14 protein-coding genes are annotated in these 17,272 nt (G+C 52.5%); 3 read left to right on the forward strand and 11 right to left on the reverse strand.

Annotated features, from left to right (window positions below; genetic code table 11):
- Positions 1-93 precede the first annotated feature (93 nt).
- From lpxD to rpsB, 11 genes are all read right to left on the reverse strand, one after another.
- Entirely contained in the window at positions 94-1,119 is a 1,026-nt protein-coding gene (lpxD, locus tag NAZ64_RS16735) for a UDP-3-O-(3-hydroxymyristoyl)glucosamine N-acyltransferase (RefSeq protein WP_001139265.1), read from the reverse strand.
- Between the two features lie 3 nt (positions 1,120-1,122).
- Positions 1,123-1,608 carry a molecular chaperone Skp gene (gene skp / locus NAZ64_RS16740; protein ID WP_000758966.1) on the reverse strand — a complete coding sequence of 162 codons (486 nt, stop codon included), beginning with the start codon at positions 1,606-1,608 and terminating at the stop codon, positions 1,123-1,125.
- 122 nt (positions 1,609-1,730) lie between these two features.
- Complete coding sequence (gene bamA, locus NAZ64_RS16745; RefSeq protein ID WP_001240931.1) at positions 1,731-4,163, reverse strand: outer membrane protein assembly factor BamA; 2,433 nt, start codon at positions 4,161-4,163, stop codon at positions 1,731-1,733.
- Positions 4,164-4,194: 31 nt separating this feature from the next.
- Positions 4,195-5,547: a sigma E protease regulator RseP gene (rseP, locus tag NAZ64_RS16750; protein WP_000949017.1), complete on the reverse strand. Its 1,353-nt coding sequence runs from the start codon at positions 5,545-5,547 to the stop codon at positions 4,195-4,197.
- An 11-nt stretch (positions 5,548-5,558) separates the two neighbouring features.
- Positions 5,559-6,416, reverse strand: coding sequence for a phosphatidate cytidylyltransferase (cdsA, locus tag NAZ64_RS16755; protein ID WP_000922422.1), 858 nt, complete (start codon positions 6,414-6,416; stop codon positions 5,559-5,561).
- 12 nt (positions 6,417-6,428) lie between these two features.
- Positions 6,429-7,187 (reverse strand): (2E,6E)-farnesyl-diphosphate-specific ditrans,polycis-undecaprenyl-diphosphate synthase, encoded by a 759-nt coding sequence (ispU, locus tag NAZ64_RS16760; protein ID WP_000947413.1) that lies wholly within the window; start codon positions 7,185-7,187, stop codon positions 6,429-6,431.
- 312 nt (positions 7,188-7,499) lie between these two features.
- Positions 7,500-8,696, reverse strand: coding sequence for a 1-deoxy-D-xylulose-5-phosphate reductoisomerase (gene ispC, locus NAZ64_RS16765; RefSeq protein ID WP_023229589.1), 1,197 nt, complete (start codon positions 8,694-8,696; stop codon positions 7,500-7,502).
- Between the two features lie 141 nt (positions 8,697-8,837).
- Positions 8,838-9,395 (reverse strand): ribosome recycling factor, encoded by a 558-nt coding sequence (gene frr, locus NAZ64_RS16770; protein ID WP_000622423.1) that lies wholly within the window; start codon positions 9,393-9,395, stop codon positions 8,838-8,840.
- A 146-nt stretch (positions 9,396-9,541) separates the two neighbouring features.
- Positions 9,542-10,267, reverse strand: a complete 726-nt coding sequence (gene pyrH, locus NAZ64_RS16775; protein WP_000224567.1) for a UMP kinase — start codon at positions 10,265-10,267, stop codon at positions 9,542-9,544.
- A 144-nt stretch (positions 10,268-10,411) separates the two neighbouring features.
- Positions 10,412-11,263 carry a translation elongation factor Ts gene (gene tsf, locus NAZ64_RS16780; protein WP_000808106.1) on the reverse strand — a complete coding sequence of 284 codons (852 nt, stop codon included), beginning with the start codon at positions 11,261-11,263 and terminating at the stop codon, positions 10,412-10,414.
- Between the two features lie 257 nt (positions 11,264-11,520).
- Positions 11,521-12,246 carry a 30S ribosomal protein S2 gene (gene rpsB, locus NAZ64_RS16785; protein WP_000246886.1) on the reverse strand — a complete coding sequence of 242 codons (726 nt, stop codon included), beginning with the start codon at positions 12,244-12,246 and terminating at the stop codon, positions 11,521-11,523.
- A gap of 450 nt (positions 12,247-12,696) precedes the next feature.
- Here rpsB and map point away from each other — a divergent pair, with 450 nt between their 5' ends.
- From map to dapD, 3 genes are all read left to right on the forward strand, one after another.
- On the forward strand, positions 12,697-13,491 hold the full coding sequence (gene map, locus NAZ64_RS16790) for a type I methionyl aminopeptidase (RefSeq protein ID WP_001018214.1): 795 nt from the start codon (positions 12,697-12,699) through the stop codon (positions 13,489-13,491).
- 237 nt (positions 13,492-13,728) lie between these two features.
- Positions 13,729-16,401, forward strand: a complete 2,673-nt coding sequence (glnD, locus tag NAZ64_RS16795; protein ID WP_001094523.1) for a bifunctional uridylyltransferase/uridylyl-removing protein GlnD — start codon at positions 13,729-13,731, stop codon at positions 16,399-16,401.
- A gap of 29 nt (positions 16,402-16,430) precedes the next feature.
- Positions 16,431-17,255: a 2,3,4,5-tetrahydropyridine-2,6-dicarboxylate N-succinyltransferase gene (gene dapD / locus NAZ64_RS16800; protein ID WP_001186676.1), complete on the forward strand. Its 825-nt coding sequence runs from the start codon at positions 16,431-16,433 to the stop codon at positions 17,253-17,255.
- Positions 17,256-17,272 lie beyond the last annotated feature (17 nt).

Here is a 17,272-nt window from a genome sequence, read left to right on the forward strand (position 1 = left end):
GTCCAAATATACAAAAAGGCAATAATAACACGGCCTGCCGCAATCGTATGAATGTGACAGGCCGGAAAAGAATGGCAACTACAAGGCGGAACGTTAGTCTTGTTGATTAACCTTGCGCTCAATCGCTTTGAGACGCTTGCTCATATCATCAATGTTCATCACCAGTGCAGCAGTTTTACGCCATACTTTGTTGGGTTGCAGCGGAATGCCTGAGGAGTAGACGCCCGGTTCCGTGATGGGACGCATCACCATACCCATGCCAGTTACCGTGACTTTGTCGCATATTTCCATATGCCCATTGATCACGCTGGCGCCGCCAATCATGCAGTAACGGCCAATCTTCAGGCTACCCGCCATAATGACGCCACCGGCAACTGCCGTATTGTCGCCAATCACGACGTTATGTGCAATCTGGCACTGATTATCAATAATCACGCCATTGCCAATAACAGTATCATCCAACGCGCCACGGTCAATGGTGGTACAAGCGCCGATCTCGACACGATCGCCAATAATGACCCGGCCCAGTTGTGGGATCTTCACCCAGTTGCCACGATCGTTAGCGTAGCCAAAACCGTCCGCGCCGATCACCGTACTGGACTGGATCAGGCAATTCTCACCGATCTGAATGTCGTGGTAAATCGTTACGTTCGCCCACAAGCGTGAACCCGCCCCGATTTTGCTATTTTTTCCGACGAAACACCCTGCGCCGATAACCACGTTATCGCCCAGTTGTACGCCAGATTCAATCACCGCATTCGCGCCGACTGAAACATTGCTACCCAGCGTTGCCGTCGCATCAATCACGGCGCTTGGCGCGATATTCTGCGCGGGCTGCGGCGTAGTATCTAAAATTTGCGCCATGCGCGCGTAGGTCAGGTAGGGATTTTTAACTACCAGCGCCGCGCTCTTAGCAAAAGGAAGATCGTCCTGCGTCATGACAACCGCAGAAGCCTGGCATAAACCTAAGTGTTCACGGTACTTAGGATTTACCATAAACGTAATGTGGCCTGTTGTTGCAGATTGCATGGACGCAACGCCGGTGATGACGATATCGCCATCACCGTGTAATTCTGCATCCAACTGTTCTGCTAAGTCAGCCAGTCGAATTGAAGGCATTACTTATTTAACCTGTTTCAGTACGTCAGCGGTGATGTCTTTCACATCGCTGCTGTTGTAAGCAACGGTGTTTGCGTCTACCACCAGATCGATACTCTGGTCGTTAGCCACTTTTTTCACTGCAGTCTGGATACGAGTCACCAGTTTGTTGCGTTCTTCGTTGGAACGACGAGCGCGATCTTTCTCAAAAGCCTGCGCTTTTTGCGCGAAAGTCTGGCGCTGAGACATCACGTCTTTTTCCAGCTTAGTACGATCGCTACCTGCTTTCATGGATTGCAGACGCTGCATTTTAGATTGCAGATCAGTTTCCATTTTTTGCAGTTCAGCCGCACGGCCTTTAAATTCGTTTTCCAGTGTATTGGATACACCCGTCTTCTGCGCAACCTGTTGGAACAGATTACCCATGTTGACGATTGCAATTTTGTCAGCAGCCTGTGCGGACGTTACCATCGCCAAACCAAGACCTGCAGCTAATAACCACTTTTTCACAATAAACTCCTTACCATCCCATTTGCACCCGAAGGTACAGCTCTTTGCGTGGCCTGGCGATCCCTGGGGGCATCGCCAAAAGTCATCGCTACACTACCAATGCATTCCTTTGCAGTGAACAATTACCAAGTTTTACCAATGTTAAACTGGAACTGCTCGGCTTTGTCTCCATCGTACTTTTTAAACGGCTGGGCGTAGGAGAAGACCAACGGCCCCAATGGGGACATCCATTGTAATGCGATACCCGCGGACATACGGATGTTGCTCGGATCGCTGTAGTCCGGATAACCAGAATACTGGCTGGAATCCCAGTTAGTATCCCAGACGGTCCCCATATCCCAGAAGAAAGAAGTACGGACCGAATTAGCATATTTCTCGCTGATAAACGGCGTCGGCGTGATAAATTCCAGGCTGGCGACCGCCATCGCGTTACCCCCTACCGCATCATCCGACTTACACATATCTTTTGCGCCGTCCTGCGTCGCGCAATCGTAGTCTTCATCAGCATCGTAATTTTTAGGGTTATAGGGATAATAGACCGCCTTAGGACCAATGGTATTGGACTGGAAGCCACGAACGGTACTGGAACCACCGGCATAGAAGTTCTCATAGAACGGCATTTCTTTACCGCCTAAACCATCGCCATAACCAAAGCGGGTACGGCCCAGAATGACCCACTTATGATCGTTATCGATCGGTACATAGGTCGCGGTATCCAACGTCGCTTTATAGTATTCGTTATCCGATCCCGGAATCGTCACCTTACCCGTCAGGTTGATACGCGTACCTTCCGTCGGGAAGTAACCACGGTCTAGTTTGTTGTAGGTCCAGCCGTAGTTAAAGGTGAAGTCATCAGTGCTAAAACTATTATCCTGATCATTAGTACTCGGATACTGACCCATTGATGCCAGATAACGCCACATTGCAACCTGCGGTTCCATATTGGACAGGGAGTTATGCACATACCCTAAACCAGCACGCAACGTGTTGTACTCGTTGATGGGGAAGCCAAGCGTCACGTCCGTACCGTAACTCTTGTTGGTATAGTCGGACAGGTCTGCATCGTCCGCCTGGAAGTCGTTATAGAAGATACGACCACCGAGGCTCACGCCATCAACGGTAAAGTATGGGTTAGTAACGGACAGTTCGCTGTAGGTCTGGTAGTCGTTTTTGGTGCCGTTAATCCCCACGGAATAACCGGTACCTAACCAGTTGTCCTGCTGAACGCCGGCCTGGAAGCTCACGCCGCTTTCTGTACCGTAACCGATACCGAAGTTGAAGCTACCGGTGTTGCGCTCTTTCACCTTGTACACCACATCAACCTGATCCGGGCTACCCGGAACGCGCTGCGTGTCGGTGTCGACGGTTTCAAAGAAGCCGAGACGGTTCAAACGCTCTTTCCCCTGGTCAACCAGGTCGCTGCCCAGCCACGCCCCTTCCATCTGGCGCATTTCACGGCGCAGAACGGAATCTTTTGAGGTATCGTTGCCTTCAAAGCGGATCTTACGCACGTAGAAACGGTTGCCCGCATCGACGTTTACGCGCAGTTTTACGGTTTTGTCAGCATCGTTAATTTCAGGCTGTGACTGCACGCGCGGATAGGCGTAACCATAGCGACCCAGAAGCTTTTTGATGTCATCTTCCATTTTGGTCACTTTGGTGCCGTTATAGAGCTCGCCCGGTTCAATTTTCGTCAGTTTCTCAATTTCAGCGGAATGTCCGGCCAGGTTACCGCTCACCTGAACCCCGGAAAGCTTGTACTGATCGCCTTCGGTGATATTGACGGTGATGTAGATCCCTTTCTTATCCGGCGTCAGACTCACTTGCGTGGAGTCAATATTGAAACGCGCGTAGCCTCGATCCAGATAGTAGCTGCGCAAGGTTTCAAGGTCGCCCGCCAGCTTCTGTTTCTGGTATTTACGATCGCCGACGACGTTCCACCACGGCACTTCGTCACGCAACTGGAAATGAGAAATGAGTTCTTCGGTGCTAAAGGCATGGTTACCGACGATGTTGATCTGTTGGATCTTCGCCGATACGCCCTCCTGGAACACCAGTTTAAGATCAACACGGTTGCGCGGCAGCGGCGTGACGACCGCCTTAACGCTGGCGCTGTATTTACCTACGCTATAGTAAAAGTCTTCCAGACCTTTTTCGATATCAGACAGCGTGGTGCGATCCAGAGACTCGCCAACACGTACGCCAGACGCTTCGAGGTTTTGCTTGAGCATGTCATCTTTCACCGACTTGTTCCCGGAGAAAGTGATGCTGGCAATGGTCGGACGTTCTTTTACCTGAACCAGAAGGGTATTACCATCGCGCAGGACGCGGACGTCCTCAAAGTTGCCGGTGGCGAACAGAGCGCGAATGGTGTTACTGATATCTTCATCATTAACCGTGTCGCCTGTGCGCACCGGCATACTGAGGAGAGCCGCACCAACGGCGACTCGCTGCAGGCCTTCGAAATGAATGTCCTTCACTACGAACCCTTCAGCACCGTATACGGTGGCGCTGCTGAACAGCAGCGACGCTATGAGCAACTTTTTCATCGCCATCGTTATTATGCGTTCTTCCTAACTAACTCTCTTACAACCGAGAGAAATCATTGAAAAGTGCAAGCCCCATTAACAACACCAGCAAAATCGAGCCAATGCGATAACTAAAGTCTTGAACCCGCTCGGATACCGGCCCGCCCTTAAGCTTTTCAATCGCCAGGAACAGCAGATGACCCCCGTCAAGAACGGGCAGCGGAAACAGGTTAATTATCCCTAAGTTCACGCTGATTAGCGCAAGGAACATCAGGTAATAAATCACCCCGAACTCCGCTGACATCCCAGCCCCCTGAGCGATAGAAATCGGCCCACTGAGGTTGTTCAGTTTCACATCACCGGTTATCAATTTACCCAGCATACTGACCGTCAGCTTCATCAACTGCCACGTCTTATCCGTGGCTTCGAGGATGGCGCTAAAAGGCCCATACTGGCGTATAGTCTTGTACTCTTCCGGCAGAGGAATAATTTTAGGCACCACGCCTGCAAACCCTTCCGCCTTTCCGTTAACCGATTTCGTATCCGGCGTTAACGTCAACGACAAGGCGCTCCCCTGCCTTTCAATCTCTAACGCTAACGGCTTACCGGGATTATCGCGTACAAACGTCACGAATTTCATCCACTGCGTTAACGGCTGACCATCGACTTTAACGATCCTGTCGCCCGCTTGCAAACCCGCTTTACTGGCTGCGGAATTCGCCTGCACTTCTGACAGTACCGGTTCAATCTGTGGCCCGCGGGGCCGAATCCCTAAAGAAGATACAGGATCTTGCTTATCAGGCTCAAATGCCCAGTGACGTAAATCAAGCGTTTTGTCCTGCCGCTGGTCGCTGCCAAACGGCGCGACGCTCACCGTCGTCTGCTGATCGCCAATTTTGGACACCAGTTGTAAACGCACGGCATCCCAATCAGGGGTTTCGATACCATCAACGGCTTTAAGTTCCGTACCAGGCGCAATTTGCGCCTGCGCAGCAATCGAGTTGGGCGTTATTTCGCCAATGACCGGACGAACGCCAGGGACGCCGATGATAAAGACCAGCCAGTAAGCAAAGATAGCAAAAATGAAGTTCGCAACCGGACCTGCGGCAATAATTGCGGCGCGCTGGCCCACCGTTTTGTTATTGAAGGCGTGACGACGCAATTCCGGCGCTACCGGTTCGGCGCGCTCATCCAGCATTTTGACGTAGCCGCCCAGCGGGATCAGGGCGATGACATACTCGGTACCGTACCGATCGGTACGACGCCAGAGCGCTTTACCGAAGCCGATGGAAAAGCGCTCAACTCGCACACCGCAGCGCCGGGCAACCCAGAAATGACCAAATTCATGCACAGTGATCAGCACGCCCAGTGCGATGATGAATGCAGCCAGATTCCAGAGAATACTCAGCATAAAACCTTCCGTTAGAGCGTCCTGAACACCAGTAACAACAGGCAAGCAAAGACCGGTACGGCAGCCGTCAGGCTGTCAATTCGGTCCAGAATGCCGCCATGGCCTGGAATCAAGTGGCCGCTATCCTTAATTCCTGCTTCGCGCTTAAACATACTCTCGGTGAGGTCGCCCAGTACAGAAGCCAGAGCCGCCACCACAGAGCAAATCAGCAAGATAACAGGCGCAACATTCAGATTCGCCCACATACCGTAACCCCATGAGATCACGGCAGCCGTAGCAAGCCCGCCGATAAACCCTTGCCAGGTTTTACCCGGGGAAACCTTCGGCGCCAGCTTATGTTTGCCAAATAATTTACCAAACATATACGCGCCAGAGTCCGCTCCCCAGACCAGGATCATGACATAGAGTAGCCATATTGCGCCACTGTAATGATTCTCGTCATAGTGCCAGGCGCGCAGCGCCAGCATGCCCCAGAAAAATGGCACGATAGTTAACAAACCGAAAATGAGACGCAATGTTTTTGAGTTGCGCCAGATTGCCGCCGAACCGGGATAAAATAGCACCAGCAGTAGCGCGACAACCCACCATCCTAACGATGCCCAAAGCGACATCTCAACCAGCGGTTGACGAATGTTGTGATGATACTCAGGCAACAAAAATAGCATCAGCGCCAATAACAGACCACACAGCACCGCCAGCCAAACCCGCTGTGAACGCGCGGCGAAACCGCTTAACTGTCCCCATTCCCACGCGGCCAGCATACAGACAACCAGCGTAATAATGGCGAACCCCACCGGCGGCAATAAAAAAAGCGCAGCGATGACCGCGGGTATTAACACAAAAGCAGAAATCAGGCGATACTTCAGCAAAAGCAACCCCCATCAGGCTTTGTCATCACCAGGCTCGGTACCGCCGAAACGACGCTCTCGATTAGCAAAGGCATGCAGCGCACCTTCAAAGTCTTGTTCATCGAAATCGGGCCAAAGAACATCCGTAAAGTAAAGTTCGGCATAGGCAATTTGCCAAAGCAAAAAGTTACTAATGCGATGCTCTCCCCCAGTCCTAATTACTAAATCCACAGGCGCCAGCTCATGCATACAGATTTGCTGGCCTAGTCTCTCTTCATCAATCTGATCGGGGCGCAGCACTCCAGCCTGCACCTGTTCCGCCAGTTGTCGGACTCCCTGGACAATATCCCAACGTCCGCCGTAATTCGCAGCGATATTCAGCGTTAGACCCGTATTATGGGCGGTAAGCGCTTCTGATTTGCGAATACGTTCTTGTAAACGTGAGTTGAATCGGCTGATATCGCCGATAATACGCAGGCGAACGTTATGGCGGTGCAGGCTTTTGACTTCGCTATCCAGCGCCCACACAAACAGCTCCATTAACGCGCTCACTTCCTGCGCCGGTCGGTTCCAGTTTTCACTACTAAAGGCATACAGCGTTAACGCATCAATACCGTTATTGGCAGCAAAAGAGACCGCTCGCCGGACGGACTTCGCCCCGGCTTTATGCCCAAAGGCCCGGATCTTCCCTTGCTTTTTCGCCCAGCGACCATTGCCATCCATAATTATTGCAACATGACGGCAGCCATGCGCTGGCAAATTTTCGCTTACTGGTTGAGTTGCAGACAACATAACGCGTTTTTTGTCCCTGAAAGGATTTAGCGGTACTCAGGAATACTGAAGCCTTTATACACATTCTCTTCGGTCCGCTTCGCGGATGGCTGCGCGTCATCGCCCCTGTCGTGCGCTGTCTGCGCACGCCGGGAACGTATTCACCTGCCGTCCCGATGCGTCCTGAATGATTTTGTGTATCCACAAAAAAGCCGTGTAAAACCACGGCTAACCTGACCGAAAAAAGCCAAAAACCTGCGATCAGGTGGCGCAGACTATATCACCGAAGCCCAACGCTAACAAATAGCACGATCTTCTGTCGCGGGATAATCGTCAGCGTGAGAGCCGTATCACTTGTTTTCTGGCTACTTCACGCGCGATGGCGTCAACCTGCAATACGTCCTCAACGCTTGCCGGTTCCTGTAAATCCATCCTCTCCAGCACCGCTAAATTGAGCCCGGCGATATCGGTAAAACGAATCTGTTGCGCCAGAAACGCGGCAACGGTGATTTCGTTTGCCGCATTGAGCGCCGTCGTTGCCGCCTGACCTTGCTCAAACGCCTCCATCGCCAGCTTCAGGCATGGATAACGCTGATAATCTGGCGCGCTAAACGTCAGCGCGCTGAGTTTGCAAAAATCGAGCGGCTGCGCGCCGGACGCGACGCGATTCGGCCATGCCATCGTATGCGCAATAGGCGTACGCATGTCAGGTTCTCCAAGCTGCGCCAGGACGCTGCCGTCCTGATAACGCACCATCGAATGAATGACCGATTGCGGATGGATCAACACTTCCATCTGACGTGCGCTGGCATTAAATAACCAACGCGCTTCAATGTATTCCAGACCTTTATTCATCATGGTGGCGGAGTCGACGGAGATTTTCCGCCCCATCGACCAGTTCGGATGACGACATGCCTGATCTGGCGTCATCGCTGCCAGATCGCACATTGGCGTTTCACGAAACGGGCCACCAGACCCGGTAAGCAAAATCGACGTTACGCCATTTTGCTCAAGGTCAGCGTATCCCAGATTATGCTGAATAGATTGCGGCAAACTCTGAAAAATCGCGTTATGTTCGCTATCGACGGGTAAAAGCCGGGCGTTGCTGCGTTTTACTTCGTCCATAAACAGCCGCCCGCAGGTCACCAGCGATTCTTTATTCGCCAGCAGAATCGTCTTCCCTGCGCGGATCGCCGCCAGGGTCGGCAGTAAACCAGCCGCGCCCACAATGGCCGCCATCACATGCCCGACCTTATCAAGCGCCGCCATCTCACAGGCAGCCTGCTGACCGCTCAGAACCTCGGTGCGACTGCCATGCTGCTGAAGCATTATTTTGAGCTGTTCTGCGCTCGACGTATCGTCCATCACGGCATAACGCGGCGAGAACTCCAGGCACTGCTCCGCCATGCGGGCGACATTTTTACCCGCCACCAGCGCGATAACGCGGAAGCTATCAGGATTATGGCGCACCACGTCCAGTGTGCTGCAACCAATAGAGCCGGTCGAGCCCAGAATGGTTAATTGCTTCATGAAACGTCCAGAAGTGTTGAAACGGAATAAAAAGCAAAACGCCGCACAGGAGACCTGATAATGTCTTCTGCGCGGCGCTTTGTACACCACTCATCCGCCAGGTTTAGCGGTGGAATGAGTTTATATCTGCGTACAGATCAATCAGAACTGCATCAGTTCTGCTTCTTTATCTGCCAACGCCGCATCAACTTTCTTAATTGCCGCGTCGGTCATTTTCTGTACTTCTTCCTGAGAGCGACGATCGTCATCTTCACTGATCGCTTTATCTTTCAGCAGAGCTTTTACTTTATCGTTCGCATCACGGCGGACGTTACGAACGGCGACACGCGCCTGCTCCGCTTCGCCACGGACAATTTTCGTCAGATCTTTACGACGTTCTTCGGTCAGCGGCGGCAGCGGAACGCGAATGTCGGTGCCTGCAGAGCTTGGATTCAAACCGAGGTCTGACGCCATGATCGCTTTTTCAACGGCTGGCCCCATAGAACGGTCAAACACGTTAATTTTTAAGGTACGGGAGTCTTCTACCGTTACGCTTGCCAACTGGCGCAGCGGGGTCGGAGTGCCATAGTATTCTACGACAATACCATCCAGCAGGCTGGGAGAAGCACGACCCGTGCGCACTTTGCTGATTTGGGTTTTGAACGCTTCAACGCATTTTTCCATGCGTACTTCAGCATCTTTTCTGATATCGCTAATCACGTTACGAATCCTTGAAAACTAGTCTCAGTCAGACCAGACGGTCACACAATACAAAGATGTGCTAAGTATAGTCTCGTTTAATTTCTGCCAGGTAATAAGACCCGTCAATAGAACAGAATCTTACCCGTATTTGGCGCTCACGGGAATTATTCCGTGATTAACGTCCCTTCTTTTTCGCCCATCACCACACGACGCAGCGCGCCCGGTTTGTTCATGTTGAAAACACGAATCGGCAGTTTGTGGTCACGAGCCAGCGTGAACGCCGCCAGATCCATCACTTTCAGCTCTTTATCCAGCACTTCGCTGTAGGTCAGCTGATCGTACATGGTCGCGGAAGGATCTTTTGCCGGATCGGCAGTGAATACGCCATCCACTTTGGTCGCTTTCAGTACGACATCCGCTTCAATTTCGATCCCGCGCAGACAGGCCGCAGAGTCGGTAGTGAAGAACGGGTTACCCGTACCTGCAGACAGAATCACAACACGGTTATTACGCAGCAGGCTAATAGCCTCGGCCCAACTGTAGTTGTCGCATACGCCGTTTAAAGGAATTGCCGACATCAGGCGGGCGTTCACATAGGCGCGGTGAAGCGCATCACGCATTGCCAGGCCGTTCATGACGGTGGCCAACATGCCCATGTGGTCGCCCACAACGCGGTTCATCCCCGCTTTTGCCAGACCTGCGCCACGGAACAGGTTACCACCGCCAATCACCACACCAACCTGAATACCCAGTTCAACCAGTTCTTTGATCTCCTGAGCCATACGATCCAGTATGCTTGCATCAATACCGAAGCCTTCCGTACCCTGCAGAGCTTCGCCGCTTAATTTAAGCAGAATGCGTTTATAGACGGGTTTTGCATTGGTAGCCATGTTTCTTTCCTGAGACTGTCAACGATTGATATGAGTTAATTCCGGCGACATTGTACGTCGCATTTCAGCGCAGACGCCAGGCGTCGGCTGATTTTACAAGAGAGGCGCAAAAAGAAGCCGCCCTCAGGCGGCTCCTCAGGAAAATCAGGACTGCTTAGACATCGCAGCAACTTCTGCTGCAAAGTCAGTCTCGACTTTCTCAATGCCTTCGCCCACTTCAAAGCGGATGAAGCCAGTCACGTCAGCGTTGTGCTCTTTCAGCAGTTGGCCAACAGATTTGCTCGGTTCCATGACGAAAGGCTGACCAGTCAGAGAAACTTCGCCGGTGAATTTCTTCATGCGGCCTTCAACCATTTTCTCTGCGATTTCTTTCGGCTTACCGGACTGCATCGCGATGTCCAGCTGTACCTGGTACTCTTTCTCTACCACGTCAGCAGACACGTCTTCCGGCTTAACGAATTCCGGCTTGCTTGCCGCAACGTGCATCGCCAGCTGTTTAACCAGCTCTTCGTCAGCGCCTTTAGCGGCAACCAGAACGCCGATGCGCGCACCGTGCTGGTAAGAACCCAGAACGTCGCCTTCCAGGGAAGCTACGCGACGAATGTTGATGTTCTCGCCAATTTTCGCTACCAGAGCAACGCGCTCTTCTTCGAACTGCGCTTTCAGGACTTCTACGTCAGTGATTTTGCCAGCAACAGCGGCGTCCAGCACTTTGTCAGCAAATGCCTGGAAGCCAGCATCTTTAGCCACGAAGTCAGTCTGGCAGTTAACTTCCAGAATGAAAGCGACGTTACCGTCGATTTTGGTTTTGATTACGCCGTCAGCAGCCACGTTGCCTGCTTTTTTCGCCGCTTTGATAGCACCGGACTTACGCATGTTTTCGATTGCCAGCTCAATGTCGCCATTCGCTTCAGTCAGCGCTTTTTTGCAATCCATCATGCCTGCGCCAGTACGCTCACGCAGCTCTTTTACCAGGGATGCGGTAATTTCAGCCATTCTAAAATCCTCGAAAGATTTGATCTGCCCGGCATCAAACCGCACAGATATAAAAGTGAAAAAGGGGGCCATATACAGGCCCCCTAACCAAACGTGATACTACCTGGTCTATAAGGGCTCTCCCCTTCATATTTCGAGCCGCAGGTGCGTTGCCTTCACTCGCTCATCCCGGTCACTTACTGATGTAAGCTCCCGGGAATTCTCGAGCTTGCCGCCTTCCTGCAACTCGAACTATTTTAGGGAGTTATCAAGCCTTATTACTCGGCTTCTACGAAGCTTTCTTCCGCCTGGGAAGCCAGATCCTGAGAACGGCCTTCACGAACGGTTGCAGCGACAGCGCCCAGGTACAGGCTAACAGCACGGATTGCGTCATCGTTACCCGGGATAACGAAGTCAACGCCGTCCGGATCAGAGTTGGTATCAACGATAGCAAATACCGGGATACCCAGGTTGTTCGCTTCTTTGATAGCAATGTGCTCGTGGTCAGCATCGATAACGAACAGAGCGTCCGGCAGACCGCCCATGTCTTTGATACCGCCCAGGCTGTTTTCCAGTTTCTCAAGCTCACGAGTACGCATCAGCGCTTCTTTCTTGGTCAGCTTTTCGAAAGTACCGTCCTGAGACTGAGTTTCCAGGTCTTTCAGACGTTTGATGGACTGACGAACTGTTTTCCAGTTAGTCAGCATACCGCCCAGCCAGCGATGGTTCACGAAGAACTGGTCGCAGCTGTTAGCAGCTTCTTTCACCGCTTCGCTTGCAGCGCGTTTAGTACCAACGAAAAGGATTTTACCTTTACGAGCAGAGATCTTGTTCAGTTCAGCCAGAGCTTCGTTGAACATCGGTACAGTTTTCTCAAGGTTGATGATGTGAACTTTGTTACGCGCGCCGAAGATGAAAGGCTTCATTTTCGGGTTCCAGTAACGGGTCTGGTGACCAAAGTGAACACCAGCCTTGAGCATGTCGCGCATGGAAACAGTTGCCATGATTTAAAACCTCTATAGATTAAGTTGGGGTTATGCCTCCACGTATCCCATATTACCGACCCCAAAGGGCACCCCGGAATATGTGCCGATACGTGTGTGTTGTTACACAAAGTGAGATTTGTCGCTCCCGTCCATCGTGTGTAGTCTTCGAATGGATCGGAAGTCCGGCGCGCTTTATACCACAAATACGCCACCGACACCAATAATTGTTGGCACTCAATGCTGAATTGAACGATGAATTTCGTGTTACAAGCAGGCGGCAAATTTTTGCATCCCCTGGAGCTTACGGCTAATAAGTGACTGGGGTGAAAAAATGTCGCCAACGCACCTGTGGCACGAAAGGCGAAGTTCAGAATGATTCTCAATTTGGCAGGGTACACCCCTGACTGATACCATTGTCAGCACTTACACAATTATTGCCGAAATCATCGGCACTGATGGACAGAATTCATGGCTATCTCTATCAAGACATCTGAAGACATCGAAAAAATGCGCGTCGCGGGCCGTCTGGCAGCCGAAGTGCTGGAAATGATCGAACCGTATATCAAACCGGGCGTCACCACCGGCGAACTGGACCGTATCTGTAACGATTACATCGTTAACGAACAACACGCGATCTCCGCCTGCCTCGGCTACCACGGCTATCCGAAATCCGTCTGTATCTCTATTAATGAAGTGGTGTGCCACGGCATTCCGGATGACGCTAAACATTTGAAAGATGGTGATATCGTCAACATCGACGTGACCGTGATTAAAGATGAATTCCACGGCGATACCTCGAAGATGTTTATCGTCGGCAAACCGACCATTCTGGGCGAGCGTCTGTGCCGCGTCACGCAAGAGAGCCTGTATCTGGGCATCAAAATGGTGAAACCGGGCATCCGCCTGCGCACCATTGGCGCCGCCATCCAGAAATATGCCGAAGGCGAAGGTTTCTCCGTGGTACGTGAATACTGCGGACACGGTATTGGTCGCGGCTTCCATGAAGAACCGCAGGTGCTGCATTATGATGCAGACGATGGCGGCGTCGTGTTGCAGCCTGGCATGACCTTTACCATTGAACCGATGCTGAACGCCGGGGATTACCGTATCCGCACCATGAAAGACGGCTGGACGGTAAAAACCAAAGACCGCAGCTTGTCTGCTCAGTACGAGCATACTATTGTGGTAACGGAAAACGGCTGTGAAATTCTGACGCTGCGTAAAGATGACACCATCCCGGCGATCATCACACACGACGAATAATGTTTTGCCTGATGGCGATGCCTTCGCATCTTATCAGGCCTACAAATTACACCTTTACTCAAAATCATTCGAGTTGCCTCAAGGCGGCAAGAGAGTGAATCTTCAGGAGCGTACATAAGTACGTGACTGGAGTGAACGAGCGCAGCCAACGTAGAAGCAACTTGAAGGATGAAGAGTAAATACGTAGGCCGGATAAGGCGTTCACGCCATTATCCGGCTTTTTAATGGGTGGCGCATATGAATACTCTTCCTGAACAGCACGCGAATACCGCACTCCCCACCCTCCCTGACCAGCCGCAAAACCCTGGCGTCTGGCCGCGCGCTGAACTGACCGTCGCCGGTATCAAAGCCCGCATCGACATCTTTCAACACTGGCTGGGCGAGGCATTTGACAGCGGCATTTGTGCTGAACAGCTTATTGAAGCCCGAACCGAATTTATCGACCAGTTGTTGCAACGCCTGTGGATTGAGGCCGGTTTCGGTCAGATTGCCGATCTGGCGCTGGTCGCCGTCGGCGGCTATGGACGCGGCGAACTGCATCCGCTTTCCGATATTGATCTGCTCATTTTAAGCCGCAAAAAGCTGCCCGATGAACAGGCACAAAAGGTCGGCGAACTGCTGACTTTATTATGGGACGTCAAGCTGGATGTCGGACATAGCGTACGTACGCTGGAAGAGTGTCTGCTGGAAGGTCTGTCTGATTTAACCGTTGCGACAAACCTCATCGAAACGCGCCTGCTGATCGGTGATGTCGCTCTGTTTCTGGCACTGCAAAAACATATTTTCAGCGAAGGTTTTTGGCCGTCCGACAAATTTTACGCCGCCAAAGTAGAAGAGCAGAACCAGCGCCACCAGCGCTATCACGGCACCAGCTATAATCTGGAGCCGGATATTAAAAGCAGCCCCGGCGGCCTGCGCGATATCCATACATTGCAGTGGGTCGCCCGACGTCACTTCGGCGCTACCTCGCTCGATGAGATGGTGGGATTCGGCTTTTTAACCCCGGCTGAACGCGCGGAGCTCAACGAGTGCCTGCATATCCTGTGGCGCATTCGCTTTGCGCTACATCTGGTGGTCAGCCGCTACGATAACCGCCTGCTATTCGACCGCCAGTTAAGCGTCGCTCAACGCCTTAACTACAGCGGCGAGGGCAATGATCCGGTTGAGCGGATGATGAAAGACTACTTCCGGGTTACGCGCCGGGTGAGCGAACTTAATCAGATGCTGCTTCAGCTATTTGACGAGGCGATTCTGGCGCTGCCTGCGGATGAAAAACCACGTCCTGTTGACGATGAGTTTCAACTGCGCGGCACGCTCATTGATCTGCGTGACGACACGCTGTTTATCCGCGAACCGCAAGCGATCCTGCGCATGTTTTATATGATGGTGCGCAATAGCGCGATCACCGGCATCTACTCTACGACGTTACGCCATTTGCGCCACGCCCGCCGCCACCTGAGCCAACCGCTGTGTTACATCCCGGAGGCGCGCACTCTGTTTCTTAGTATGCTGCGCCATCCCGGCGCGGTCAGCCGCGGCCTGCTGCCTATGCATCGCCACAGCGTACTGTGGGCTTATATGCCGCAGTGGTCGCACATCGTCGGACAAATGCAGTTTGACCTGTTCCACGCATACACGGTGGATGAACACACCATCCGCGTAATGCTCAAACTGGAGAGCTTCGCGAAAGAAGAGACGCGCCAGCGCCATCCGCTATGCGTCGATCTCTGGCCGCGGCTTCCCCATCCGGAACTGATCCTGATCGCCGCGCTGTTCCACGATATTGCGAAAGGACGCGGCGGCGACCATTCGGTACTGGGCGCGCAGGATGTACTCACCTTCGCCGAACTGCACGGTTTGAACTCACGCGAAACGCAACTGGTCGCCTGGCTGGTGCGCCAACACCTGCTGATGTCAGTCACCGCCCAGCGCCGCGACATCCAGGATCCGGAAGTCATCAAGCAGTTCGCCGAAGAGGTGCAAACCGAAACACGGCTGCGTTTTCTGGTCTGCCTGACCGTCGCGGACATCTGCGCGACCAACGAAACCTTGTGGAATAGCTGGAAACAGAGCCTGCTGCGCGAGCTGTACTTCGCCACTGAAAAACAGCTCAGACGTGGAATGCAAAATACGCCGGATATGCGTGAGCGCGTGCGTCACCATCAGCTTCAGGCGCTGGCGCTGCTGCGAATGGACAATATTGATGAAGCCGCGCTGCACAAAATCTGGACCCGCTGTCGCGCTAACTATTTTGTTCGTCATAGTCCAAATCAGCTCGCCTGGCACGCACGCCATTTATTGCAGCACGATCTGAGCCAACCGTTAGTGTTGCTCAGTCCGCAGGCCACGCGCGGCGGAACCGAAATTTTTATCTGGAGTCCGGACAGACCCTATCTGTTTGCCGCCGTCTGCGCCGAGCTGGACAGGCGTAATTTAAGCGTCCATGACGCGCAGATCTTTACCACTCGCGACGGCATGGCAATGGATACGTTTATCGTTCTGGAACCAGACGGCAGCCCGCTGGCGGCGGATCGCCATGACGTTATTCGCACCGGTCTTGAACAGACCATTACGCAGCGTAGCTGGCAGCCGCCGCAGCCGCGTCGGCAACCGGCAAAGTTACGGCACTTTACGGTCGAAACGGAAGTCAATTTTTTGCCCACCCATACTGACAGAAAATCATTCATGGAATTGATCGCGCTCGATCAACCTGGTCTGCTGGCCAGGGTCGGACAAATTTTTGCCGATCTGGGAATTTCGCTTCATGGCGCCCGAATTACAACCATTGGTGAACGAGTAGAAGATTTATTCATAATCGCCACAGCGGATCGGCGCGCGCTTAATAATGTGCTGCAACTTGAGGTGCAACAACGGTTGACAGCGGCCCTCAATCCAAACGATAAAGGGTAGTGTGTTTATTTATATGAAAGAGTTTAACAATGCAGCAGTTACAGAACGTTATTGAGACCGCTTTTGAGCGCCGCGCCGATATTACGCCGGTTAATGTAGATACCGTGACCCGAGAGGCGGTAAACCAGGTCATTTCTCTACTTGATTCCGGCGCGCTGCGTGTCGCAGAAAAAATCGACGGTCAGTGGGTCACTCACCAGTGGTTGAAGAAAGCGGTTCTGCTCTCTTTCCGTATTAACGATAACCAGGTTATCGACGGTGCGGAAAGCCGCTACTTCGATAAAGTCCCGATGAAATTCGCTGATTACGACGAAGCGCGTTTTCAGAAAGAAGGCTTCCGCGTCGTTCCGCCTGCAGCCGTTCGTCAGGGCGCATTTATCGCCCGCAACACCGTGCTGATGCCGTCTTACGTTAACATCGGCGCCTACGTTGACGAAGGCACCATGGTTGATACCTGGGCGACGGTGGGTTCCTGCGCGCAGATTGGTAAAAATGTTCACCTTTCCGGCGGCGTGGGTATCGGCGGCGTACTGGAGCCTCTGCAGGCTAACCCGACCATCATTGAAGACAACTGCTTTATTGGCGCGCGTTCTGAAGTCGTGGAAGGCGTCATTGTCGAAGAAGGTTCCGTCATTTCCATGGGGGTATACCTCGGCCAGAGCACCAAAATCTACGATCGCGAAACCGGTGAAGTTCACTATGGCCGCGTACCGGCGGGCTCCGTGGTCGTTTCCGGCAACCTGCCGTCAAAAGACGGTAAGTACAGTTTGTACTGCGCGGTGATCGTGAAAAAAGTCGACGCCAAAACGCGTGGCAAAGTGGGCATTAACGAATTATTGCGCACTATTGATTAAGCGAGTGAAAAGCGGGG

It is taken from the genome of Salmonella sp. A1325, assembly GCF_056991255.1.